Here is a 22,052-nt window from a genome sequence, read left to right on the forward strand (position 1 = left end):
TTCTTCTTTCTGGCGGGGACGACGGGATTTGAACCCGCGACCACCGGTGTGACAGACCGGCATGCTAACCAGGCTGCACCACGTCCCCTGAACCGAATACTATTTTCTCAGAAAAGTCACGGGTTGTCAAGAGGATTTGTGGTACAAACTACCGATGAACTCCCTGCCTTTTTTTATAGCGATCAGATCGATTTTGAGAAGATCTTCCTTGGTTTTTGAAAGTTGCTCTCTGAGTACTTCTTCTACAGCTTCAAAGCTCACTGTTCTTGTTAGTTCCAGAAAGGCTCCGAGCATCACCATGTTTGCAGCTTTCACGTTTCCCGCTTCTTCCGCTATCTCGTTCGCTGGTATTTCGATCGTTTCTATATCGTCCCTGTCTATGATCTGTTCAACAACAGAAGAATTGACCAAGAGCAGACCACCGGATCTGAGTTTTGCTCCAAATTTCATCATGGAGGGAAAGTTCATCGCTATCACTTCCGTGGGATGATCGACAACGGGGGAAGTGATCGGTTTTTCATCCACGATCACGGTGCAGTTGGCGGTGCCTCCTCTCATTTCGGGACCGTACGAAGGAAGCCAGGTGGCGTTTTTCCCTTCTTTAACAGCAGCTGCGGCAATTATCTGTCCTGTGAGCATGATTCCCTGACCACCAAAGCCGGCTATTATTATCGCGTGATACGCCATATCAATCGCCCACCTTGTCAACAAAAACTTTCGGAGGAAATTCCTTTACCATGTTCTCCAGAAGCCAGTTCTGAGCTTCCACTGGACTCATCCCCCAGTTTGTGGGACAGGTGCTGAGCACTTCCACCATTCCGAATCCCAATCCCTTTATCTGTGCGAGGAAAGCTTTCTTTATGGCTTTTTTTGTGTTCAGAATATCCTTTGTGGTACTCACCGTTGTACGTTCAAGGTAAGCGACTCCATAGATCGTACTCAGAGCTTCGGAAACGTGAAGAGGATATCCGTCGTTCGCTGCGGTTCTGCCGTATGGGGTCGTGGTGGTTTTCTGCCCCAAAAGGGTGGTGGGTGCCATCTGTCCACCCGTCATACCGTACACCGCGTTGTTGACAAATATCGTTGTCAGCTTTTCCCCGCGGTTCGCCGCGTGGATTGTCTCCGCAATCCCGATGGCCGCGAGATCTCCATCCCCCTGATAGGTGAAGACTATCATGTCCGGGAGTGCTCTTTTTATACCGGTTGCCACTGCGAGTGCTCTACCGTGCGGAGCCACCGTCCCATCCACATCGAAAAACTCGTAAGCGAAAACAGAGCAGCCAACAGGGGCAACCATTATGGTTTTTTCCTGAATGTCCAGCTCATCTATCACTTCTGCTATCAGTCTGTGTATTACTCCGTGATGGCATCCTGGACAGTAAGTGAATTCTCTATCGCTCAAGGCTCTCGGTCTTTTGAATATCACTTCCATTTTCTCACCTCCTTGAAGGCAGACAGTATTTCTTCGGGTGTTGGAACAACTCCTCCCATGCGTCCATAGAAGTGTACCGGTACCTTTCCCTCCACCGAAATCTGAACGTCTTCGACCATCTGCCCGGAACTCATCTCCACAACGAAGATGAGTTTTACTTTTTCGGCCAGTTCTTTGAGCCTTCTTTTTGGGAAGGGCCAGAGTGTCACAGGTCTGAACAGGCCAGCCGGTATCCCTTCTTCTCTCAGAGAGTCCACAACGCTCTTGAGGATTCTTCCCATTGTACCGTAGCCAACCATCAGATACTCTGCACCATCCACTCTGTACTCTTCCCATCGCTGCTCTGACGCTTCTATCATCTTGTACTTTTCCTGTAAGTGCTTGTTCATTTTCTCAAGACCGACAGGATCTATGTTGAAAGCGGCTATTCTGTGCGGCTCTCTGTTTCTGGTACCTCGAAGTGCCCAATCCGAATGATCTGGAAGGGTGGACAAATCTCTCATCTCCGGCAGCTCAACAGGTTCCATCATCTGGCCGATCATTCCATCCGCCAGTATGAGAACGGGATTTCTGTATCTGTCAGCGAGATCAAAAGCCAGCTGGGTCAGATCCACGGCTTCCTGAAGCGTTGATGGTGCGAGAATGATCAATCTGTAATCCCCGTGGCCTCCTCCTTTCACCGCTTGAAAATAATCACCCTGAGAAGGCTGGATGTTTCCAAGTCCGGGACCTCCACGCACCACGTCGACGAAAACGCAGGGAAGCTCTGCGCCTGCAATGTAGGAGATCCCCTCCTGCATCAGGCTGAAACCAGGAGACGATGTCGATGTCATAACACGTTTTCCGGTGCAAGCGGCTCCATAAACCATGTTGACCGTTGCTATTTCACTTTCGGTCTGAAGGAAAACACCTCTTACTTCAGGAAGTCTTCTCGCCATGTATTCTGCTATTTCGCTCTGGGGAGTGATTGGATAAGCAAAGTACAATCTGCAACCCGCTCTTATCGCAGATTCTGCTATCGCTTCGTTTCCTTTCATCATGAGTTTTTTCATAAGCACCACTCCTCAAACCTTCACGTTGGCTTTCTTCTGAACCTCTCTGAACACGGTTATACAAACATCCGGACACGTGAGATAACAGAACCCGCAGGCTATGCAGCCATCTCCCCTGTACACCGCGGGGTGATAGCCTTTCGAGTTGTATCTGTGGGAGAACTCGATCACCTTTGCAGGGCACACGGAGATGCACAGACCGCAACCCTTGCACCTTTCTGAATCGATCGTTATGTAGCCTCTCATGTTCTCATCCCCCCGATTCCCAGTTTTCTTTTCATGAACCTTCTGATGATGAAAAGAGTATATTCAGTCTCAGGAGGATCGATCAGCTCTTCTGGAACCACGGTGAAAAGAACCTTTATCCCTGTTTTCCTGGAAACTTCTGAAACTATTCGTTCTCCCTCAAGAACAACTTCCGCTGTGGTCATGTCTCCAAGATTGGAATTGTTTATCAGGAAATCGATCTTCATCTTGGAAAGAGTGGATATCTTCTTCAAGTTTTCGATGATATCTTCCGGACGTTCACAGAACGGTCTGAAGGCATTTACGACAAAATAAGTGTGAGTGTTTTTTCCATTCATGAGATGTCTTAGGGCTCCTACCGCTTTTGCTCCGTCTTCTCCTCCCGTGTCGATGACGGCTTCTTCACTGGACAGCCAGTCTGTGTTCTTTGGTATGATCGGCAAGTCGCTGTATCTGAGGTTGTCTCCCACTGTCACAACGTGGATTCCGAGTTCTTCTAACTCTTTCTTCAGGTCTCTCAATCTGAAATAAGGTGTTACCACATCCAGATCGACCAGTGATACGTCCTTCCCCGAGCTCTTCAGTTTTAAGGCCAGATTGATCGATATTTCTGTTTTTCCGCTACCGTAAGATCCCATCAAGATACGAATCATACCTTTCTCTCCACCTTCGAGATTCTTCAGAATAATTTTTTGGCTTTTCTTCACCTCTCAGAATCCGCAGTGCCGAAAGGGCAAGCGCTTTTTCCTCGTTGCTTCCCGGAAAGACAAGCACCGGTGCTATGAAACTCACCCTTTCGGTGATCCATGGAACCAGAAACTCTTTTTCATGAGCCAGACCACCTGTGAGAACTATGAAATCAACCTCACCTTTCAAAACGGCTGCCATCTTACCTATCCACTTGGCTATCTGATAGGCCATCGCTCTGTAAACCCTCTTCGCCCACTCATCACCCTGTTTGATTCTTCTGACCACCTCTCTGGCATCGCTGGTTCCAAGATACGCCACGAGTCCGCCGTTTCCCACGATACGCTTCTTCATCTCTTCGTAAGTGAATTTCCCGCTGAAGCAAAGGTCAACAAGCTGTGTCAGAGGTAGCGTTCCGCTTCTTTCCGGTGTGAACGGTCCGTCCCCGTCCAGAGCGTTGTTCACGTCGATCACTCTTCCCTTTCTGTGTGCGGCGATTGAAATACCTCCACCCATGTGAGCCACAACGAGGTTCATCTCTTCGTATCTTTTATTTATCATCCTGGCAACTTCTTTTGCGACGGCCTTCTGGTTCAAAGCGTGAAATATGGATTTTCTCTGATAGTTTGGATGTCCGCTGACACGTGCAACATCTTCCATTTCATCGACAACGACGGGATCCACCACGTAGGCTGGAACACCCGTTTCAGACGAGAATCTGTGGGCTATGATCGCTCCCAGGTTCGAAGCATGCTCTCCGTTTTTTCCTGATTTCAGGGTTTCTATCATCCGGTCGTCCACCAGGTACACTCCTCCGGGTATGGGATCGAGGAGTCCTCCTCGGCTGACAAAAGCGGAAAAAGAACTCAGACTGTATCCAGTTTCTTCGACGAACTGTCTCGCTATCTTTTCCCTGAATTCGAGCTGATCCAGGATTTTCTGGAATCTGCCGAGTTCATCCGGCGAATGACTGAAATTTTGCATCTTCACCATTCTTTCGTCTTCGAATATGGACAACTTTGTGGATGTAGAACCGGGATTTATGGTGAGGATTCTGAACACGCGATCACCCCTTTTTCTGTGCGACCAGTACGCTCAAAGCGATGGAAAGGAATCTCGTTTCCTCGTCGTCTGCCCTGGAGGTGAGGACAACCGGTACTCTGCCACCGACAACAACGATCGCCGCTCTCCCGCGAGCCATGTATATGAGCGATTTGCTGAGGATGTTTCCTGCTTCTATGCTGGGAACTATCAGTATATCGGCATCTCCCGCTACTGGACTGTTCCCTGCTTTCGAAGCCAACTCTTCACTGATAGCCAGATCGAGTGTTAAAGGTCCGTCAACGATGCAGTCGTTCCTTTGCTGGAAGATTTTCGACAGTGCGGCAATCTCGAGAGTTGACGGATTTCTCAAATCACCCGTTCCCAGGAGTGCGATCTTTGGTTTCTCTATGCCGAGGGCTCGGGCGACCAGGATCGAGTTTTCCACAATGTCCATTCTCTGCCGAAGATCCGGTGAGATGACGAGTCCACCATCCGAGATGATCAGAATTTTGTGGTATCCAGGGACTTCATGGACGCTGACAGCGGAAAGAGTTCTACCTGTTCTGAGACCGTACTCTTTCTTGAGAAACACGGAGAACAGATCATCTGTTTTGATTTTGCCTTTCATCAGTATCTGCGTTTCATTCCTTGATACGCTTTCGACAGCTTTCCTGACCGCTTCGAAAGGATCCTCAACGTGAACGATTTCTGCTTCCAGTTCGAGGTTCATTCGTTCCACGAGTGTCTCTATATCTTTTCTCTTTCCAAAGAGCACCGGATCTACGATTTCTTCCTCCTTAGCTCTTGCAACGGCTTTCAAAACCTCTTCATCCTCTGCTGCCCCAACGGCGATCTTCATTCTTTTTCCCCGAACCAGTTCAACCATCTCCAGAAGATTCTTCATTCGACCACACTCCGATAGTCCATCGCTTTTTCCTCTCCTCTGAGCACCCTCAAAACACCGAGCGCGAGGGCTTCCATTTCCAGCTCTCCTGGAATCACCTCTACTTTTCCGAACTTTTCGATGTAATCTGTGATCATCCGGACGAATCTGATTTCGTGGGCCATACCACCCGTTATCACTATGGCGTCGGGTTTTTCTCCAAGGACAGCGCACATTCCACCGATTTCTTTAGCGATCTGATAGGCCATGGCTTCAACGACCAGTTTCGCTTTCCTCGAGGTTTCCATACTATCGAGGGCTTTCTTGAGGTTCTTTGTTCCAAGGTACGCCAGGAGCCCTCCTTTTCTGGTGAATTCTTCTTTCAGTTCGGCGGCTGAGTGTTTACTGGAGTAGGCCGTCTTCACAACGTCTCCAACGGGAAGCTCTCCCGTTCGCTCTATACTGAAGGGTCCTTCGTCGTTGGCGTTGTTCACGTCTATTATCTTTCCGTTTTTACAGGCACAAACAGAGATTCCGCTTCCAAGATGTGCCACTACGATCTTCACTTCTTCTGGTGTTTTGCCCATCTCTCTGGAAACCTTTCTCAATACCGCTTTGATGTTCAGAGCGTGAGAATAGCTTTTTCTTTCGATTTCAGGGATGCCAGAGAAACGCGCCTCATCACACATCTCATCCACTGAAACCGGATCTACCACAAAACAGGGTATCCCGTGGGGTTTTCCCAGTTTGTAGCCGATTACGGCTGCCAGATTGGATACATGATCAACGGGAGAACGATTGATGAGGTAATCCACCATGTATTCATTTACAACATAAGTTCCCCCCGGAACCGGCTCGAGTACACCACCTCTGGCAGCGATCGCGCTGAAGTCTTCTATCCTGTAGCCGACCTCGTCTATGAAGTCTTCCACCGCTTTTCTTCTCAAAGGTTCCTGATCTATAGACCTTTTGAATTTCTTCAGCTCTTCAACGCTGTGGGAGACGTTCTTTTCAGCGATCTTTTTTTCATCTTCGAAAACTGCTACCTTTGTGGAGGAGGAACCTGGATTTATCACGAGGATTCTGTACATCCGATCACCTCTTATGTTGACAAAAGATTACACAAAGTTTTATGAAATGTTCCATAAGAATATTACCATATAGAAACATCAATATCAAAATTTGTCAACATTTTGGGAGAATAAGAAAAACGGGCCCATTGCGGGCCCGCCGGGGTGTGGGGAAAGAGGGTTATTCCTGAACCATTTCTTCCAGCACTTCAAAGCCTTCGTCGGTGAGGAGAACAAAGAGCATTCTTTTGTCGCCTCTGAATTTTCTGTACTGATCCACGGTGATGATGTCGTCAACTTTGTCAGCGAAATCTTTGTAGATATCCTGCACTTCATCTTTCAGGTTGTCTATCTGGTCTTTCAGGTCTTCCGCTGTCTTTGTGTCTCTTTTTACGAGAGCGTTGTAGTACTCCTCATGGAGCTGAATGAACTTTTCTTTCAAAGAATCGAGTTGTTCTTTTGTTTCTTTCGCGACGTTGTAGAGTTCTTTCAACTGATCGTCGTTCAGATTCAGATTGTTCAGTGCTTCTGCAATCCTCGTCTTGAGAGCGAGTTTCAGCTGTTCTTCGTTTCTGATCTGGAGCTTGAGACCGTAGCCAAAACCTCTTTCGGCTCTCATCTGAGGCCTTTCATACATGGGAGCGTTGGGACCGTAGCCGAGACCTCCTCCGCAACCCGGGAACTGCTGAGCGTAACCCATGGGCTGTCTTTCAAAAGCTGGCCGTTCTGCGAAACCTCTGTAGCCCGCCGCGAACACACCCAGTGCCACTGTCAGTACGAGCATCACCACAAAAAACCTTTTCATACTTCCACCTCCTCTTCAAAGTCTCCAGCTTCATCTTAATGCTTCGACCGTGAAAAAAACGTGAAATTTTTTCCTGGTTCAGGAGAATTTTCTGAAGAGTTTTTCGAAGATGTTCAGAGCCTCTTCTATGTCGTTTCTCGAAACGTCTTTGTGGGTTACCAGTCTGATCTCCGTGTCGGATACGGCGTTCGCGAGTACCCCGCTGTTTCTGAGCGCTTCTATGAACTCGTGCGCGTTCACCTTCAGGTTGTTGGTCCTCAGAATCACCATGTTGGTTTCCACATCTTCGGGATTCACGGAGTACCCTATTTCTTTCAACTTCAGGGCGAGAAATTTGGCGTTCTCATGATCTTCTTTCAATCGATCTACCATCTTTGTCAAGGCGATTATTCCAGCGGCAGCGAGAACACCTGCCTGTCTCATCCCTCCACCGAGCATCTTTCTTGCCTTTCTCGCTCTTTCTATGAAGTCTCTGTCTCCTACAACTATCGAACCGACGGGTGCGCAGAGACCTTTTGAAAGACAGAACATCACGGAATCGGCGTACCTGGCGTACTCCTTCACGGGAACACCTGAAGCGATTGAGGCGTTGAAGATCCTCGCACCATCTATGTGAACGTTTATGCCGTGTTCTTTGGCTATCGTGTAAATCTCTTTTATGTTTTCAAGCGGGACCACTCTTCCACCGGAACGGTTGTGTGTGTTTTCGATGGCGATGAGCGAAGTTCTGGGGAAGTGTATGTTTCTGGGTCTTATTGCTTTTCTCACATCATCGGGGTCCATGGCTCCATTTTTTCCAGGCACAGGATGGGGCATAACTCCGGAGAGAACCGCCATGGCTCCGACCTCGTACCAGAAGATGTGGCTGTCTGCCTCCAGTATCACTTCATCGCCCCTCTGGGTGTGAGCCATTATGCTCACTTGATTTCCCATGGTGCCGGAGGGTACAAAGAGAGCCGCTTCCTTTCCAAAGACCTCTGCGGCGAGTCTTTCGAGTTCGTTGATAGTTGGATCTTCTCCGTAGACGTCGTCTCCCACCTCAGCCTGTGCCATGGCTTTTCTCATCTCTTCTGTTGGTTTTGTGACAGTGTCAGACCTGAGATCGATCATCCTGCCACCTCCCACGCGATTTGATTGAATTTTATCGAATAAAGTGCAAAGAAGACACCACCTTCTATAAGGTGGAGATGAATTTGCAATTTAATTTGCGCCAAAGTGTTAATATATCATAGAGAAGTGAAAAAGATTGCCTTTTGACAGTAGGTGGAGCGTCTTTAGAGGTTTTTAAGGAGTAATCTCAAGGGAAGGATAAGCATGCTCATAACCTACAAATTTCGTATTTACCCTACGAAGGAACAAGAAGAAAAACTGGCCAAACATTTCGGTCACACCAGATTCGTGTACAACTTCTTTCTGAACTACGCCAACATCATCTACAGAGTAATGGAACGTCCTACATACTACAACGAATGGGCATCTGTTTTGGTAAAACTCAAAAAGACAAACAAATATTCATGGCTCAACGAAGTGAACTCTCAAGCGCTCCAGCAGTCGCTGAAAGATTTAGAACGTGCATTCAAGATTTTTTTCAAAAAGCAAGCTGGCTATCCAAAGTTCAAGAAAAAGAAATTCTTCCGCCAAACCTTTCGTATTCCACAGCACATTCAGCTGTATATCAAAGAAGACAATCCAAAATACGGCTGTATATTCGTTCCCAAGTTCAAAGAAGGCATGAAAAGTGCGGGTGCATAGAAAGTTACCAGAAGACGGTAAGGTAAAGCAAGCAACGTTCATCAAAACAGCGACGAACAAATATTACGCTGCGATAGTCTTTGAAGTCCAAGACGTTGAAGTGGAGAACAAGTCAACAGATGCTTTGGGAATAGACCTTGGAATCAAGGACACGATCACATTGAGCGACGGAAGAAAATACAGCATGCCAGACCTTTCAAAATACGAGAGACAGATCAAAAGACTTCACAGACGATTATCCAGGAAGCAGAGAGGTTCAAAGAACTGGGAGAAAGCACGTTTGCGTCTTGCAAAGCTGTACGAGAAGATAGTCAACATAAAAAGCGACTGGCTTCACAAGATCACCCACGATCTTGTCAGCGAAAGCCAAACTGGAAAGATCGTGGTGGAAGACCTCAACATCAAAGGTATGGTTCAGAACCACAGACTTGCCAGGCACATCCACATGCAGTCGTGGAGGAGATTCTTAGAACTTCTCGAGTACAAGGCAAAGCGCTGTGGGATCGAAGTGATAAAAACAAACAGATACTATCCCTCGAGTCAGATGTGCAGTGAATGCGGGTACATAAACAAAGAAGTCAAAGACCTGAGCGTTAGAGAATGGACGTGTCCTGTATGTGGAGCGCATCACGATAGAGACGTGAACGCTGCAAAGAATTTGGTCAGGTACGGCTTGATGCTTTCAGTAGGGCGGGAACCGTCCGAGTTCATGCCCGTGGACCGTGCTCTGGCGGCGGAACCCGAAAGGGGTCTACGAGCCACCACGGGTTGAAGCGGGAAGCCATGACTTCTATAAGTCATGGTAGTTCACCATTTCGAGTTATAATAATATCGGACTAATTCAGGAGGTGGTCGGAATGATATACAAAGAACTTGGAAGAACAGGAGAGAAGATTCCAGCTCTGGGTCTGGGCACCTGGGGTATCGGTGGTTTTGAGACGCCCGATTACTCCAGAGACGAAGAAATGGTTGAGCTTTTGAAGACAGCGATCAAAATGGGATACACACACATAGACACGGCGGAGTACTACGGTGGAGGGCACACAGAGGAACTCATCGGCAGGGCGATAAAGGATTTCAGGCGTGAGGATCTTTTCATAGTGTCCAAGGTGTGGCCGACACATCTGAGAAGAGACGATCTTTTGCGCTCCCTCGAGAACACACTGAAACGACTCGACACGGACTACGTGGATCTTTACCTGATCCACTGGCCGAATCCAGAGATTCCCCTCGAAGAGACCCTTTCCGCAATGGCAGAGGGCGTCAGGCAGGGGCTCATCAGGTACATAGGAGTTTCGAATTTCGACAGAAGACTCCTCGAGGAGGCCATCGTCAAGTCTCAAGAACCCATAGTCTGCGATCAGGTCAAATACAACATAGAAGACAGAGATCCAGAAAGAGATGGACTTCTCGAGTTCTGCCAGAAGAACGGAGTGACCCTGGTGGCCTACTCTCCACTGAGAAGAACTCTTCTTTCAGAAAAAACGAAGAGAACACTCGAAGAAGTGGCGAAGAATCATGGAGCAACTATCTATCAGATCATGCTCGCGTGGCTTCTCGCAAAACCAAACGTGGTTGCCATTCCGAAGGCCGGAAGAGTAGAACATCTCAGGGAGAATCTGAAAGCAACAGAGATCAAACTTTCCGAAGAGGAAATGAAGCTACTGGACAGCCTTGGCTAATTCTCCAAGGTTTTTGAAGACGAAGTCCGGTTTTGTTTCGGCCCTTTCGAGGTCTTCCGGGGTAGTCTCACCGGTGAGAACGAGAATGGAGACTATCCCGGCGTTCTTTCCCAGTTTCACATCCGTGTACAGCCTGTCTCCCACCATTGCCATTCTTTCTTTTGAAACACCGAACTTCTCGGATATCACATCCACAACCAGCGGATTGGGTTTCCCGGCGATCAGGTCTGGCTTTCTTCCCGTCGAGGCTTCTATCGCTACCATGATGCTTCCTGCGTCCGGGATGGGTCCTTCTTTCGAGGGACAGTTGATGTCCGGATGGGTGGCTATGTAGAATTTTCCCTTTCTAAGTAAAATACAGGCCTTTTTCAGTCTCTCATACGTCAGTGTTTTATCGAAACCCAGGACCACAAAATCCGGATTTTCCTCATCGATGACGTGTCCGTAAGATTCGAAGACCTTCTTCAGCTGTGGGGTTCCCAGAAGAAAGATACGGCACCTTCCGAACCGCTTCAGCATGTGCTCCGCGGTGATTTCTCCAGAGGTTACAACGGCGTCGTCTGGCACGTTCACTCCCATGTTTCTCAGCTTCCTCACGTAGTCCTGTGGACCGAGCGAGGAGTTGTTGGTGAAAAAGACGAATCTTTTGTTTTTCTCTTTCAAAGTCTCCAGAAATTCCAGAGATCCAGGAAGAAGCGAATCGTCCAGATAGAAAGTCCCGTCCATATCTAAAATGAAGAGTTCTATTTTATCCAGCATCTTTCATCCTCCTCTGTCTCACAGCTTCGAAAAGAACCACTCCCACGCTCACCGAAACGTTCAGAGAATCTATGTCGTTTTCCATCGGAATGGTGACCACCCTGTCGCACTTTTCTCTCACGAGTCTCCTGATACCTTCCCCTTCGTTACCAAAGACGAAGGCGGTGGGGAAGGTGAAATCTTCCTCGTAGATGGGTGTTCCGTCTATATCTGAGGCGTAAGTCCAGACACCCTTTTCCTTCAACTCTTCTATCGTTCTTGCCAGATTGGTCACAACGGCGATTCTGGCTCTGAAAACCGTTCCAGCCGAAACCTTAACGACGGTTTCTGTTACCTTCACTGACTTGTCCTTTGGAATGATGATTCCGTTCGCTCCCGCACCCACGGACGTTCTCACAATCGCACCGAGATTGTGTGGATCCTGAATCTGATCGAGAAGAACTATCAGGGGCGGTGTCTTCGCTTCGAGAATTTCCTCCACAGAACTGTACCGGTACTCTTCTATATCGAAAACAACTCCCTGATGCTTCTTCGTTCCCGAGAGGTTCTTCAACCTTTCTTCCGATTCGAAAGAGTACCTGATCCCTCTCTTTTCGACTTCTTCCACAAGGGAGAGAAAGTAACTGCCAGGATTTTTCATTTTTTGGAAGAATACTTTCTTTATCGGAACGTTATTCCTGAGCGCTTCCTCCAGAATTTTTCTTCCGTAGACTCTCAAGATCCATCACCACCCGGAGCAGTTCCTCAATTCTGTCGAAGTCTCTTTTCAAGAAGAGATACCCGATCAAAGCTTCAAAGCCAGTGCTCTTTCTGTAAGCCGGGTCGTTCCCATGTCTTTTCGCTGCCTTTGAATTCATCGCTCTTTTCACTATTTCTTGCTCTTTTTCGTCGAGGAGATTCCATATATTCTCCAGCATCCATGCCTGACCATGTTTCGAGGTGTGTTCCTTGACCCTCTCGTGTATGACGGACATTCTGTAATCTCCTGTGAATCTCGATCTGAAGATGAGCTCCAGAACGGCATCCCCCAGGTACGCGAGAACGGCCGGTGGTAGTTTCTCCGGTTCTGCTTCGAATCTGAAGAGTTTTTCCACTCTTTCATCTCCCGATGTAGGCAAACAGCCTCGTGTTCATGTAGTTCTTGTCGGTGAGATAGTACGAGAGGTTCTCTTCCAGAAACTGTATCGGAAGAATATTTTCCGGAAGTCTTGGAATGGGAAGGTCTGCCGTGAGATGTGGTAACGTCTTTGCCAGATCGTCGAACACTTTTCTGATGTACGGTATCTGATTATCGTCTTTCACGTAGGTTTCTAACCTGACAAGACCCCTTATACCTTCTCCATCGATCAGTTTTACGTACGCTCCCACTTTTTTCAGAGGTGTTTCCCTCGATGAAACGAACATCTTGCTTCGCTCTCCCTTTTTGAGAAAGCGCAGTTTCTTGAAGTCCTCTTTGCTCAACTCGGTGACACCGATGTTCTTCACAAGACCGATGGGTCCCACGTTTTCCTCGAACGGAAGTTCCCGGGCAGCTGGTCCATCCTTCACGATGAGAATGTTTTTGTCCATGTGCTTTCTCACTTCTTCTATCTCCAAGGACCTCATGTACAGATCTATCGATTGCATGGCGTCTTTGCCTTCTTTTACAACTTTGAAGAGAATGCCTCCGACTTCTTCGTATCCTTCTTCCTGAAAGCTCTGGGAAAATCCAAGGACTCTTTCTTTGACTGGTGGTTTGTCTGGAAAGAAGAGCGTTTTTGTACCATCTTCTCTATCCCAGATGACTGCCCCAACACAGAGTTCCGCGAATATACCGGTGATCCCTTCGTCTGTTGTTATCCGCACAAAGCTTCTTCTTTTGCCATCGACGAAGATGATCTGATCGAGAATTTCTCCCTCTCTCTGCTCGTCTTCCTCCAGGAATCTCGATTCTTCCACAAAAGTCTGATCTCCTACGTGTTCTTCCAGTTCGCTTTCAATTCTTTCCGCTCTTTCGATACGCACCTGCATCACCCCAGTGCCACGTCGAGGGAAGCCATCACCAGGAATCCCACCATGATCCACCACGTGGAAAGCAGTTCGTTCCCCTTCGAATGGGTTTCTGGAATCACTTCGTCGCTGACGACGTATATCATTGCACCGGCAGCGAAGGCCATCATGTAGGGAAGAAGTCGTTGGGAGATCGAAACGATTCCCGCACCGAGAAGACCACCTATCGCTTCAACGAGTCCTGTGAGGAAAGTTATCAAAAAGGCTTTGCCTTTTTTGTACTTCATGGGTATCAGAGAGGCCATCACGGCGGCACCTTCGGGAATGTTCTGAACCCCAATTGCGATGGCGATTGCGAGGGCCTGAGGTGTGAAGGCGGAAATTCCCACTGCCATTCCTTCAGGGAAGTTGTGTATTGTGATGGCAATGATGAAGAGCCACACACCTTTCAGTCTTTTGGTGTCAGGTCCTTCGTGACCTTTGAGCAGATGTTCGTGTGGGATGAGTTTGTCTGCGAGGTTGACGAAAAGACCACCCAGGACGAAGCCTATCAGGAATCTGACGATCCCTCCCATTTCGAGGGAGGGAGCGACCAAGCTGAAAGCACTCGCAGCCAGCATGACACCGGCGGCGAACCCCAAGAAAGAGTCGATCACCTTGTCACTCGTGTGGTGCGGTTTTAAAAAAAGGAACGGCAACGCACCGAGCGAGGTTGCCATTCCCGCGATCGTGCTGTAGAGGATTCCCTTGAGAACCATCCTTTCACCTCAGAGTTTTCTGACGACCTCGAAGATGATCTGTGCGATCTTTCTTCCCGTCTTTTCAGCGACTTCCAGGACCTCCTCTGCGGTGAGCGGCTTGAGGTCTTCAGGAACGGCCCTGTCGGTGATGGCGGAGATTCCAAGGACCCTTATCTGACCGTGCCTTGCCACTATGACTTCCGGAACGGTTGACATTCCAACTGCATCGGCTCCGAATTTTCTGAGCATCCTGAGCTCAGCGGGCGTTTCGAAGCATGGACCCGTAACGGCCACATAGACACCCTGATAGACGGGAATTCCCAGTTCTCTGGCACTGTTGTAGGCGAGTTCTATGAGTTCCTTGTCGTAGGGCTCCGACATGTCCGGAAACCTGGGACCCCATTCATCCACGTTGGGGCCTATGAGGGGATTGTCGCCCATGAAGTTGATGTGATCGGTTATGATCATGGGTCTTCCCACTTCGAAATCCGGGTTCAGCCCACCAGCGGCGTTGGTAACGATCAGAATTTCCACACCGAGAAGCTGCATCACCCTGATGGGGAATGTGACTTCCTTCATTGAATACCCCTCGTAGTAGTGAAACCTTCCGTTCATCAGCATGACGTTCTTTCCAAAGAGTTTTCCGAAGATCAGCTCACCCTTGTGACCCGGAGCTGTGGAAATGGGAAATCCCGGTATCTCGCTGTAGGGTATCTTCTTGGAGGTTCCCTCCTTTTCCACCTCATCCGCTATGACAGAGAGACCAGAACCGAGTATTATCGCTATTTCGGGTGTTTCATCGATCTGACCTCTCAGATATTCATCCGCTTTTTCCACTCTTTCTTTGTAGGCCTTTATGTCCACGTCGAACACCTCCCTGGTCTTTTTCAAGAAAATTCTATCATGAATGCACCACATCGACTTCATGGAACGTAACCGTTCTGGGGTCGAAGATCAGGGTGATCGTTCCAACGGGACCGTTTCTCTGTTTACCTATTATGATTTCAGCTTCGTGGGGTTCGTGAAGCTTGCTTTCCTCTTTGGATTTTTTGCTCCTGTAATATTCCTCCCTGTAGATGAAGATGACTGTGTCTGCGTCCTGTTCTATTGCACCGGATTCTCTGAGGTCACTCAGTCTCGGTCTTTTGTCTTCTCTCTGTTCTACGGCCCTTGAAAGCTGTGAAAGCGCTATCACCACTATATCGAGTTCCCTCGCGAGGAGCTTCAGAGATCTCGAGATCTCGGATATCTCCTGCTGTCTGCTCTCTTTTCTTCCTTTCAGGTGCATGAGCTGAAGGTAATCGACAAAAATGGCCTTTACATCGTATTCTTTTTTCATTCTTCTCGCTTTCGCCCTCAACGATCGTGGATCGAGGAGTGATTCATCGTCCACCACTATGGGTGCTTTGTAGAGCTTGGAAGCCGCTATTGTGAGTCTTTCCCACTTCTCCTGATCCAGGTACCCCGTTCTGATGCTGTAAAGATCCACACCGGACTCCATACTGAGGAGTCTTTGAGCGAGCTGTTCCTTGGACATCTCGAGACTGAATATTCCAACGGGGATTTCGAAATTGACAGCCATGTTTCTCGCTATTGAGAGTGCGAAGGAGGTTTTTCCCATGGAGGGTCTCGCTGCTATTATCACCAGATCGGAATTATGAAACCCTGTAGTCTGTTTGTCCAGACTCTTGAATCCCGTTGGGAGTCCCGTTACGAGCACACCGGGTTCTATGAGGTTGGCTCTTTCTCTGAAATTCTCTAGGTTTTCAAAAACCCGGTGCATGATGCCTCTCAGATGATCGTAGGATTTTGTCGTTTTCATCTCTGAGATCTCGAAGATCATCTTTTCTGCGTTGTCGAGTAGGATCTCCACATCTTCTTCCATGTAGGCACTTTCTGAGATTTTTCTGGAGACTTCTATGAGTTTCCTCAGAATGGATTTTTCCTTGACGATCTCCGCGTAGTGAAGTGCGTGTGCAGAACTGGGCACAGCCTCAGCGAGCTGGGCCACTTCTAGATCTCCTCCAACTTCCTCGAGTTTTCCCATGCTTTGAAGCTTGTCACAGACGGAAACCACGTCCACCGGTTTTCCTTCGTCGTAAAGCTCTTCCATCGCTCTGAAAATGTACTGGTGTTTTTTCAGATAGAAATCTTCGTGACTCAGAATTTCAAGAACATCGTTTATTACCGACGGATCTATCAATATGCTTCCAAGCACGGCAACTTCGGCCTCTAAGTTGTGCGGAGGAACACGCATGTTCTCACCTCTCAAAAAACGTTGAGCCCCATTCCTTCTTCCGTGTCAAAACCGATACCGCTGTTCGGGAAATCTCTTATGAAGAAAAGAATGGAGAAGCTCTCAAGAGTGAAATTCTTGCCGAATGAAGTTGAAATCTTCGTTCCAAGACAGTGCAAAGCCTTTTCAACGGACAGAGAAAACTTCTCCATATTCCAGTCTTTCAATGAAAAGGATATTCCCAGCACCGGATCACCGTTCTTTGTCTGATAAGAAAACTCCAGGTTGTCACTGGAATAACTCATTTTCAAAGAGTGAGTGGACTCTCCTTTTTTAAACGTCCCACGTATCCAGAATTTGTCCAGTTCAAAGGGATCAACGTTCAGTTTTGTGTACGCGGTTATTCGCGGGTTTTCCATGAAAAGGAAGCTCTTTCCGTATATCCTCATCTGATCCTCGACGTACTTAACGTGTGGTTCTCTGTAGTAGTAGGTGAAGTAGAATCTGTTCAGAAAAGCTCCCATTCTCTGCTGGAAATTCCAACTGGTGTAACTTCTGCTGATCTCGTCCAGAACGAACCGGGTAGTGGAGTTCACGGTGTGAGTGATCTCTCCTGTTTTGAACGAGTAAGAGGTTTTGAGATACGGATCCGAGAACTCCTTTTCGAGGAAATCGTAGGTTGTCTCCAGAGAAGATTTGAAATTCCCATAAGAGAATGATGCTTTCAGATCCACCTCGTTTTTTGCTTCATTCTGGGAAAACTTTCTGAGGTTTTCTCCTGAAACCGTGAAGAGTTTGTAGTAACTCTCGAAGGAGAAAGGCCCCAGAGGCACTCTGAGTGTGGTTGTGAACAGATTTCCAACGCGGTAACCATCTTCATTTGATCTGTACACGCCAGCGTATATTTTATCATCCAGTACGAGAAACTTCCCGAGGGAAAGATTCTGAAAATCCCATATAGAATCTGTTTTGAGGTAGCTCGTTCGTTCGTCGAAGTTTTGATTTTCAAACAAGTACTTTCCGGTGGTGTTAACCCTCACAGACTGAAGAAGGAAAAAGGGAACAGAACGAAAAGAAAGGCTCACCGACCCGAAGTCCCTCTTTTCTTGATCTTCTATGCGGGTTTCGTGATTGAAACTCTCCACAGAAAAAGTTCCCGCACTCGTTTTGACACTCACTTTTTTCACAGTTACTCGTGGGAGTATGTAACTGTCTTCGCCGTCCGATTCTTTTCTGAGAACCACGTTCAGGCTTCCGTTCAGAATCTTCTCCTTTCTTTCGAACTGATGGATTCTCTCTTCGTTTTTCTGTGAGAAAAGGAAGGTATTTTTGCTGTCGAAGATCTTCACCAGAACGCTGTGGGATGTCGATTCTTTGTAGTCTAGATTGAGGGACCAGCTTCCCATCTTGTGGTTCCAGTTGAGTTCCTTAGATAGGCCTCCACTCAGTACACTTTTGGTTGAGAAATACAGGAGCCCAGAGGGGTAAGACACGTTGTAGGAGGTTTTCAGATGCGGGTTATTTCCCACACCCACTTCAACGGAGAACGGTTGCGGTTTATCGGATAGTGAAGTGAAAAAGATAGGTTGATAAAACAGCGGTATCTCCAGAAGATAGAAAACCACATCCTTTGCCAGGAGGTAGTCGTTCTCTTTTATTTCTATGTACCTGGCCTTGAGCTTGTAATGGGGCGGAGTTTCCGAGCAGGTGGAGATGGAACCCATGTCCACGATCGTTCTCGAGCCTTCAGAGGTGAGATCTTCACCGGACAGGTAAATTTTTTTCTTTTCTTTTTCTATTTCGAGGACAGTGCTTCCCCGAATGTGAGTAAGAACGCTTTTTTCATTTTCCAGATAGAAGATCAAATGTTCACCCATCAGGATCGTGTCGGCCTTTCTGTATATCACTCCACCCGAAGCTTCGAGTTTTTTCGCTTTTCCTTCTTCAGTGAGCTGAATTGTGGCTTCGCTCGCCTGGACGGTCATATCTTTGTACGCTATTTCAACGCTTCCATGAAAGACCATTTCCTCCGGAAACTTCTCCATTCGATCGGACACTATGACAACCTGTGATGAAAAAAGAGAAGAGACGGTGAAGATGAAGGCAACGAAAAACAGTCTCGAGAGAAATTCCGTGATTCTGTAGGCAAAAAAGGTGTCGAGAAGGATAAACAGGAGCGTTCCAACGATCGTGAACACGATGTTTGGAATCCACGGTGCGAGTACAGGATTGAGGAGATTTTCCTTTCCCATGGCGCTGAGCCATGCCCCGCTTCCCTGATAAAGGACAACGAGCACGAAGGTGAAGATCACACCCCAGGATTTGCTTCTCAGCTGAAAGAGAAGAGAGAGCGGCACTCCAACGAGCACTATTACTATCGGCGTCAGAGAGTTCGCGTATCTGCTGTGAAGTTCTACAACCCAGGGAGAAGGTTTCACTCCCACTTTTTTGAAGAATTCTATCTTTTCCTTGAGTTCTTTTCCCGTCATCTCTTTCGGTGTCTTTCCCACACGAAGGAGTTTTTCTATGTCCTCTGTAATATCCAGTTTCATCTCAGAAAAGTGCACGTCGAGTTTTAAGAAGCCATCTTTATCGACGGTGTAATAATTTCCGTCGAAGAGGTACCAGTCGTTACCTTTTTTCTGCACCCTTTTTGCGGTGACTATCGTCTCTTCACGCCCGTATCTGAAAATAACCACGTTCCACATCGTGCTCGTTCTTTCGTCGTATTTTTCCACGTAAAAATACTGGTCGTCTCCTATCTTTGAGATGACGTTTTCAACGACAAAAACCTCGGGTTTTTTCAGAACGTACTTCGACATTGCTTCTTCTGCTTTTGATTGGTACTCGGGAACGATTTGATCGCTGAGAAAGAAGACAGCTATGGAGAGAAAGGCTCCAAGAATCAGAAAGGGAACGATCAGATTTTTTTGGGAGATTCCGTGAACCTGGATGGCCATGAGCTCTCTTTCTTCGGAGAGTCGTGAGAACGTCCAGAAGATGGCGAGGAGCACTCCAACGGGAACACCCATTGCGACGAAGTAAGGAAGGTAGTAGTACAGCATGAGAAAGAGTTTTTCGATTCCCACCCTGTGCCTCACTATCAGATCGGAGAGCTGGTAGAGAATCTCAAGACTGACGAAGACGATGAAACCACCAAGACCGATCAGGAATGGGACAACAGAGAGTTTCAAGAGATATTTAATCAGAACTTTCAAAGAGCACCCCTCCGGACTTTTTGAAGAGAAGGAGTTCGTCGTGGTAACACTTGTAGGCCTCTCCCTGAACCATGTAAACGGAGACTTCCACGATGTTGGTGGCGTAATCGGCTATGATCTCTATGTTGCCGGCTATTTCTAAGAGGAGAAGGGCCCTTTTCACATATTTGGGTGACTCCATCATGTAGAGCAAGAGTTCTTCGCGCACCTTTTCGTACAGGTCATCAACTTTCGAATCCATCCTGCAAACTTCGAAAGACTTTTCTACGTTCACATCGGCGAACATCCTGAGAGCGAACTTCAGCATCTCTGATGTTTGGTCCGCCATGGCTGGAATGTCCTCGAGAGGTTTCAAAGGTGGTTCTTCCATGAGTTCAAGGACGTTCTTTGCGATGTCATGGCATTTGTCGGCTATATTTTCAATGAGCTCTGCCACCCTTATACCCGCTGTTACTGTGAGAAGGGGCTTTCCTATGGGAGAAAAGAGGCCGAGCACCTCCATTGCTTTTTCCTGAATCTCCACTTCCATCTGATCGACAACCTCTTCATCTGCGATCACTTCCCTGGCGAGGGACTCGTTTCTCTCAACGAGTGAGGATATGGAGTTTCTGAACATCTTTTCTATGAACCATCCCGCTTTGAGAACACCTTTCTTGAATTCTTCCACCTTTTCGTTTAAGAGTCTATTCACTCGATACGCCTCCCGTAACCGAGTTTGTCTCTTATCACCGTCACGTAATCGTACTCAGGAGGCCTCAGGATTCTAACGTATCTTCTGGATTTTCTTACTTCGATTCGTTTTGTTTTTCCCGTCAGGACACCATCCACCAGCATGTTTATATCTCTCTGGGATTCAACAACCACTTTGAAATTCGAGGGTATCACAACGCTTCGGGTGAGAAAGAATTGTGGTGCAATGGGAGAGATCTCCAGCACCTCGCATTCCGGGAATATTATGGGACCTCCTATGGAAAGAGAATAAGCCGTGGAACCCGTTGGTGTGGAAATCACCACACCGTCCGCAAAGAACCACATGGAGGAGTGGTGCTCCACCTCAACCTCTATTTCGACCATCTTTCCACTCAGGTCACGTTCGAGGGTGACGTCGTTCAAGGCGAGATGGTTTCCGAGTTCACTTTCGATCTGTATGAACCATCTTGTTTCTTCCCGGAAGTTCCAGTTTCTGAGATCCTCAAGAAATCGATCTATCTCATCGAGGGTGTAGGATGTGAGGAACCCCAGTCTGCCTGCCTTGAAGCCCACCATTGGTGTTCCATCGGCCGCTTTTTTCGCTGCCTTGAGCACGGTTCCGTCTCCTCCAACCACCACTATCAAATCTGCCGTAACCCTTCCTGGAGCGTTCGCTTCACCGAACTCGATTACTTCGTGTTCTTTTGAAATCTTTTCTTTCAAGAACTCTCCCTCTTTTTCCCGCTCTTCTCTGTAAAGAATGGCGATTTTCATGAAAGTCTCACCGCCAGATCGAAGAGGGTCTGTACGAGGAAACCGTCCAGGAACATGAGAATGAAGATGGCAATCATAGGAGATATGTCAACAGAACCTATTGGAGGCACAACGCGTCGAATGGGATTCAAAACGATCGAAGATAAAGCATCAAAGAACCTTCTTGCAGGGTGGTAATAATAAGGCATAGTCCAGCTGAAGATCGCAGAGACAACGATGGACACAATCTCCACGTATATGAACGTTCTCAGAACCACCGCGATCGATCTGAGCAGATTGGCTATCACGAACATTCACTTCCCTCCTTCGAATATGGCGCTTCCAATCCTCACCATGGTTGCTCCTTCTTCTATCGCTACTTCGAAATCGTTGCTCATGCCCATGGAGAGCTCCTTGAGTTTCACGTTTCCGCTGAACCTGCTGGCGAGCTCGTCCCTCAGCTCTCTGAGAGTTCTGAAACCCCACCGAACTTCTTCGGGATCTCCAACGTAGGGAGCCATGGTCATAAAGCCGAGAACTTCGACATGTGGGAATTCCTGACAGAGCTTCAAGAACCCTTCCACTTCTTCGACCAGAAGTCCGGCCTTCGTTTCTTCTTTGAAAACGTTCACCTCAAGGAGGATCTTCTGGATTTTCCCAAGTTTTTCTGCCCTTTTTTCTATTTCTTTCAGCTCTTCTTCCCTCCAGACGGAGTGGATCAGTTCGCATCTCGGTACGATGTACTTCGCCTTGTTCGTCTGTATTCTTCCAATGAAGTGCCAGATGATGGGTTTGCCCTTGAAATATTCGCTCTTTTTGACAAGATCCTGCGCTCTGTTTTCTCCGAACTCTCTGATACCAAGGAACACGAGTTCTTCCATTTGCTGGACGCTGGCGTATTTTGAAGCGACTACGAGCCTCACTTCGGAGGGATCCCTGTTTGCTCGAAGAGCAGCGTTTTTCATTCTGTTGAGAACCCTTTCGAGGTTTTCTTTCAATCCCACGGGAGATCAC

The 22,052-nt window shown here is 47.7% G+C and carries 25 protein-coding genes and 1 tRNA gene; 3 read left to right on the plus strand and 23 right to left on the minus strand.

All coding sequences use genetic code 11. From position 1 onward, the window contains the following. Positions 1-10: 10 nt before the first annotated feature. The 11 genes from T2812B_RS05500 to ltaE form a co-directional block, all read right to left on the minus strand. A tRNA-Asp gene (locus tag T2812B_RS05500) sits at positions 11-88 on the minus strand. 38 nt (positions 89-126) lie between these two features. Next, positions 127-687, minus strand: coding sequence for a 2-oxoacid:acceptor oxidoreductase family protein (locus tag T2812B_RS05505; RefSeq protein ID WP_008194500.1), 561 nt, complete (start codon positions 685-687; stop codon positions 127-129). Position 688: 1 nt separating this feature from the next. Continuing rightward, positions 689-1,432 (minus strand): thiamine pyrophosphate-dependent enzyme, encoded by a 744-nt coding sequence (locus tag T2812B_RS05510; RefSeq protein WP_008194501.1) that lies wholly within the window; start codon positions 1,430-1,432, stop codon positions 689-691. Next, positions 1,423-2,484 (minus strand): 3-methyl-2-oxobutanoate dehydrogenase subunit VorB, encoded by a 1,062-nt coding sequence (locus T2812B_RS05515; RefSeq protein WP_008194503.1) that lies wholly within the window; start codon positions 2,482-2,484, stop codon positions 1,423-1,425. The genes T2812B_RS05510 and T2812B_RS05515 overlap by 10 nt, the downstream gene beginning before the upstream one ends. A 12-nt stretch (positions 2,485-2,496) precedes the next feature. Next, positions 2,497-2,730: a ferredoxin family protein gene (locus T2812B_RS05520; RefSeq protein ID WP_008194505.1), complete on the minus strand. Its 234-nt coding sequence runs from the start codon at positions 2,728-2,730 to the stop codon at positions 2,497-2,499. Then, positions 2,727-3,383, minus strand: coding sequence for a hypothetical protein (locus T2812B_RS05525; protein ID WP_038050964.1), 657 nt, complete (start codon positions 3,381-3,383; stop codon positions 2,727-2,729). The genes T2812B_RS05520 and T2812B_RS05525 overlap by 4 nt, the downstream gene beginning before the upstream one ends. After that, positions 3,352-4,479 (minus strand): butyrate kinase, encoded by a 1,128-nt coding sequence (gene buk / locus T2812B_RS05530; RefSeq protein WP_008194509.1) that lies wholly within the window; start codon positions 4,477-4,479, stop codon positions 3,352-3,354. Before buk (T2812B_RS05530) ends, T2812B_RS05525 begins: the two co-directional genes overlap by 32 nt. 4 nt (positions 4,480-4,483) lie before the next feature. Continuing rightward, positions 4,484-5,365 carry a phosphate acyltransferase gene (locus T2812B_RS05535; RefSeq protein ID WP_008194510.1) on the minus strand — a complete coding sequence of 294 codons (882 nt, stop codon included), beginning with the start codon at positions 5,363-5,365 and terminating at the stop codon, positions 4,484-4,486. Next, complete coding sequence (gene buk / locus T2812B_RS05540) at positions 5,362-6,435, minus strand: butyrate kinase (protein ID WP_008194512.1); 1,074 nt, start codon at positions 6,433-6,435, stop codon at positions 5,362-5,364. Before buk (T2812B_RS05540) ends, T2812B_RS05535 begins: the two co-directional genes overlap by 4 nt. 160 nt (positions 6,436-6,595) lie before the next feature. Next, entirely contained in the window at positions 6,596-7,219 is a 624-nt protein-coding gene (locus T2812B_RS05545; RefSeq protein ID WP_008194514.1) for a hypothetical protein, read from the minus strand. Positions 7,220-7,297: 78 nt separating this feature from the next. Continuing rightward, positions 7,298-8,329, minus strand: a complete 1,032-nt coding sequence (gene ltaE, locus T2812B_RS05550; RefSeq protein ID WP_008194516.1) for a low-specificity L-threonine aldolase — start codon at positions 8,327-8,329, stop codon at positions 7,298-7,300. A gap of 204 nt (positions 8,330-8,533) precedes the next feature. Here ltaE and T2812B_RS09820 point away from each other — a divergent pair, with 204 nt between their 5' ends. From T2812B_RS09820 to T2812B_RS05560, 3 genes are all read left to right on the plus strand, one after another. Beyond that, complete coding sequence (locus T2812B_RS09820) at positions 8,534-8,971, plus strand: helix-turn-helix domain-containing protein (protein ID WP_231556565.1); 438 nt, start codon at positions 8,534-8,536, stop codon at positions 8,969-8,971. Further along, a complete protein-coding gene (locus T2812B_RS09825; protein WP_231556566.1) occupies positions 8,958-9,743 on the plus strand; it encodes a transposase in 786 nt (261 codons plus the stop codon). The genes T2812B_RS09820 and T2812B_RS09825 overlap by 14 nt, the downstream gene beginning before the upstream one ends. 85 nt (positions 9,744-9,828) lie before the next feature. Further along, positions 9,829-10,653 (plus strand): aldo/keto reductase, encoded by an 825-nt coding sequence (locus T2812B_RS05560; RefSeq protein ID WP_008194533.1) that lies wholly within the window; start codon positions 9,829-9,831, stop codon positions 10,651-10,653. On the opposite strand, the gene T2812B_RS05565 is transcribed toward T2812B_RS05560, so the two are convergent. Genes T2812B_RS05565 through T2812B_RS05620 form a run of 12 tightly spaced genes read right to left on the minus strand, consistent with a single transcriptional unit; the run spans position 10,633 to position 22,042 of the window. After that, a complete protein-coding gene (locus T2812B_RS05565) occupies positions 10,633-11,412 on the minus strand; it encodes an HAD-IIA family hydrolase (protein ID WP_008194535.1) in 780 nt (259 codons plus the stop codon). The genes T2812B_RS05560 and T2812B_RS05565 overlap by 21 nt on opposite strands. Further along, complete coding sequence (gene rlmB / locus T2812B_RS05570; protein WP_008194537.1) at positions 11,402-12,130, minus strand: 23S rRNA (guanosine(2251)-2'-O)-methyltransferase RlmB; 729 nt, start codon at positions 12,128-12,130, stop codon at positions 11,402-11,404. Before rlmB ends, T2812B_RS05565 begins: the two co-directional genes overlap by 11 nt. Beyond that, positions 12,084-12,506, minus strand: a complete 423-nt coding sequence (locus T2812B_RS05575; RefSeq protein WP_008194539.1) for a Mini-ribonuclease 3 — start codon at positions 12,504-12,506, stop codon at positions 12,084-12,086. The genes rlmB and T2812B_RS05575 overlap by 47 nt, the downstream gene beginning before the upstream one ends. Before the next feature lie 4 nt (positions 12,507-12,510). Then, on the minus strand, positions 12,511-13,422 hold the full coding sequence (locus T2812B_RS05580) for a DNA double-strand break repair nuclease NurA (RefSeq protein ID WP_038050973.1): 912 nt from the start codon (positions 13,420-13,422) through the stop codon (positions 12,511-12,513). Then, entirely contained in the window at positions 13,422-14,159 is a 738-nt protein-coding gene (locus T2812B_RS05585) for a ZIP family metal transporter (RefSeq protein WP_008194543.1), read from the minus strand. Before T2812B_RS05585 ends, T2812B_RS05580 begins: the two co-directional genes overlap by 1 nt. A gap of 9 nt (positions 14,160-14,168) precedes the next feature. Next, positions 14,169-15,005 (minus strand): purine-nucleoside phosphorylase, encoded by an 837-nt coding sequence (locus T2812B_RS05590; RefSeq protein ID WP_008194545.1) that lies wholly within the window; start codon positions 15,003-15,005, stop codon positions 14,169-14,171. Positions 15,006-15,042: 37 nt separating this feature from the next. Continuing rightward, a complete protein-coding gene (dnaB, locus tag T2812B_RS05595) occupies positions 15,043-16,398 on the minus strand; it encodes a replicative DNA helicase (protein ID WP_008194547.1) in 1,356 nt (451 codons plus the stop codon). A gap of 11 nt (positions 16,399-16,409) precedes the next feature. Continuing rightward, entirely contained in the window at positions 16,410-19,595 is a 3,186-nt protein-coding gene (locus tag T2812B_RS05600; RefSeq protein ID WP_008194549.1) for an LptF/LptG family permease, read from the minus strand. After that, positions 19,579-20,286, minus strand: a complete 708-nt coding sequence (gene phoU, locus T2812B_RS05605; RefSeq protein WP_008194551.1) for a phosphate signaling complex protein PhoU — start codon at positions 20,284-20,286, stop codon at positions 19,579-19,581. The genes T2812B_RS05600 and phoU overlap by 17 nt, the downstream gene beginning before the upstream one ends. Then, complete coding sequence (locus T2812B_RS05610) at positions 20,283-21,059, minus strand: NAD(+) kinase (protein ID WP_008194553.1); 777 nt, start codon at positions 21,057-21,059, stop codon at positions 20,283-20,285. The genes phoU and T2812B_RS05610 overlap by 4 nt, the downstream gene beginning before the upstream one ends. After that, complete coding sequence (locus T2812B_RS05615) at positions 21,056-21,352, minus strand: YggT family protein (protein ID WP_008194555.1); 297 nt, start codon at positions 21,350-21,352, stop codon at positions 21,056-21,058. The genes T2812B_RS05610 and T2812B_RS05615 overlap by 4 nt, the downstream gene beginning before the upstream one ends. After that, positions 21,353-22,042, minus strand: coding sequence for a YggS family pyridoxal phosphate-dependent enzyme (locus T2812B_RS05620; RefSeq protein ID WP_008194556.1), 690 nt, complete (start codon positions 22,040-22,042; stop codon positions 21,353-21,355). Positions 22,043-22,052: the final 10 nt, after the last annotated feature.

Origin of the sequence: Thermotoga sp. 2812B (assembly GCF_000789335.1) — a bacterium.
Lineage (GTDB): Bacteria > Thermotogota > Thermotogae > Thermotogales > Thermotogaceae > Thermotoga > Thermotoga maritima.

Coding starts and splice junctions, on each gene's coding strand:
- ltaE (WP_008194516.1), bottom strand. CDS start 8,329: ATGATCGATCTCAGGTCTGACACTGTCACAAAACCAACAGAAGAGATG.
- T2812B_RS05610 (WP_008194553.1), bottom strand. CDS start 21,059: ATGAAAATCGCCATTCTTTACAGAGAAGAGCGGGAAAAAGAGGGAGAG.
- T2812B_RS05535 (WP_008194510.1), bottom strand. CDS start 5,365: ATGAAGAATCTTCTGGAGATGGTTGAACTGGTTCGGGGAAAAAGAATG.
- T2812B_RS05525 (WP_038050964.1), bottom strand. CDS start 3,383: ATGATTCGTATCTTGATGGGATCTTACGGTAGCGGAAAAACAGAAATA.
- T2812B_RS05505 (WP_008194500.1), bottom strand. CDS start 687: ATGGCGTATCACGCGATAATAATAGCCGGCTTTGGTGGTCAGGGAATC.
- T2812B_RS09820 (WP_231556565.1), top strand. CDS start 8,534: ATGCTCATAACCTACAAATTTCGTATTTACCCTACGAAGGAACAAGAA.
- dnaB (WP_008194547.1), bottom strand. CDS start 16,398: ATGCGTGTTCCTCCGCACAACTTAGAGGCCGAAGTTGCCGTGCTTGGA.
- T2812B_RS05615 (WP_008194555.1), bottom strand. CDS start 21,352: ATGTTCGTGATAGCCAATCTGCTCAGATCGATCGCGGTGGTTCTGAGA.
- T2812B_RS05545 (WP_008194514.1), bottom strand. CDS start 7,219: ATGAAAAGGTTTTTTGTGGTGATGCTCGTACTGACAGTGGCACTGGGT.
- buk (WP_008194512.1), bottom strand. CDS start 6,435: ATGTACAGAATCCTCGTGATAAATCCAGGTTCCTCCTCCACAAAGGTA.
- T2812B_RS05560 (WP_008194533.1), top strand. CDS start 9,829: ATGATATACAAAGAACTTGGAAGAACAGGAGAGAAGATTCCAGCTCTG.
- T2812B_RS05580 (WP_038050973.1), bottom strand. CDS start 13,422: ATGCAGGTGCGTATCGAAAGAGCGGAAAGAATTGAAAGCGAACTGGAA.
- T2812B_RS05510 (WP_008194501.1), bottom strand. CDS start 1,432: ATGGAAGTGATATTCAAAAGACCGAGAGCCTTGAGCGATAGAGAATTC.
- T2812B_RS05585 (WP_008194543.1), bottom strand. CDS start 14,159: ATGGTTCTCAAGGGAATCCTCTACAGCACGATCGCGGGAATGGCAACC.
- T2812B_RS05515 (WP_008194503.1), bottom strand. CDS start 2,484: ATGAAAAAACTCATGATGAAAGGAAACGAAGCGATAGCAGAATCTGCG.
- T2812B_RS05565 (WP_008194535.1), bottom strand. CDS start 11,412: ATGCTGGATAAAATAGAACTCTTCATTTTAGATATGGACGGGACTTTC.
- T2812B_RS05520 (WP_008194505.1), bottom strand. CDS start 2,730: ATGAGAGGCTACATAACGATCGATTCAGAAAGGTGCAAGGGTTGCGGT.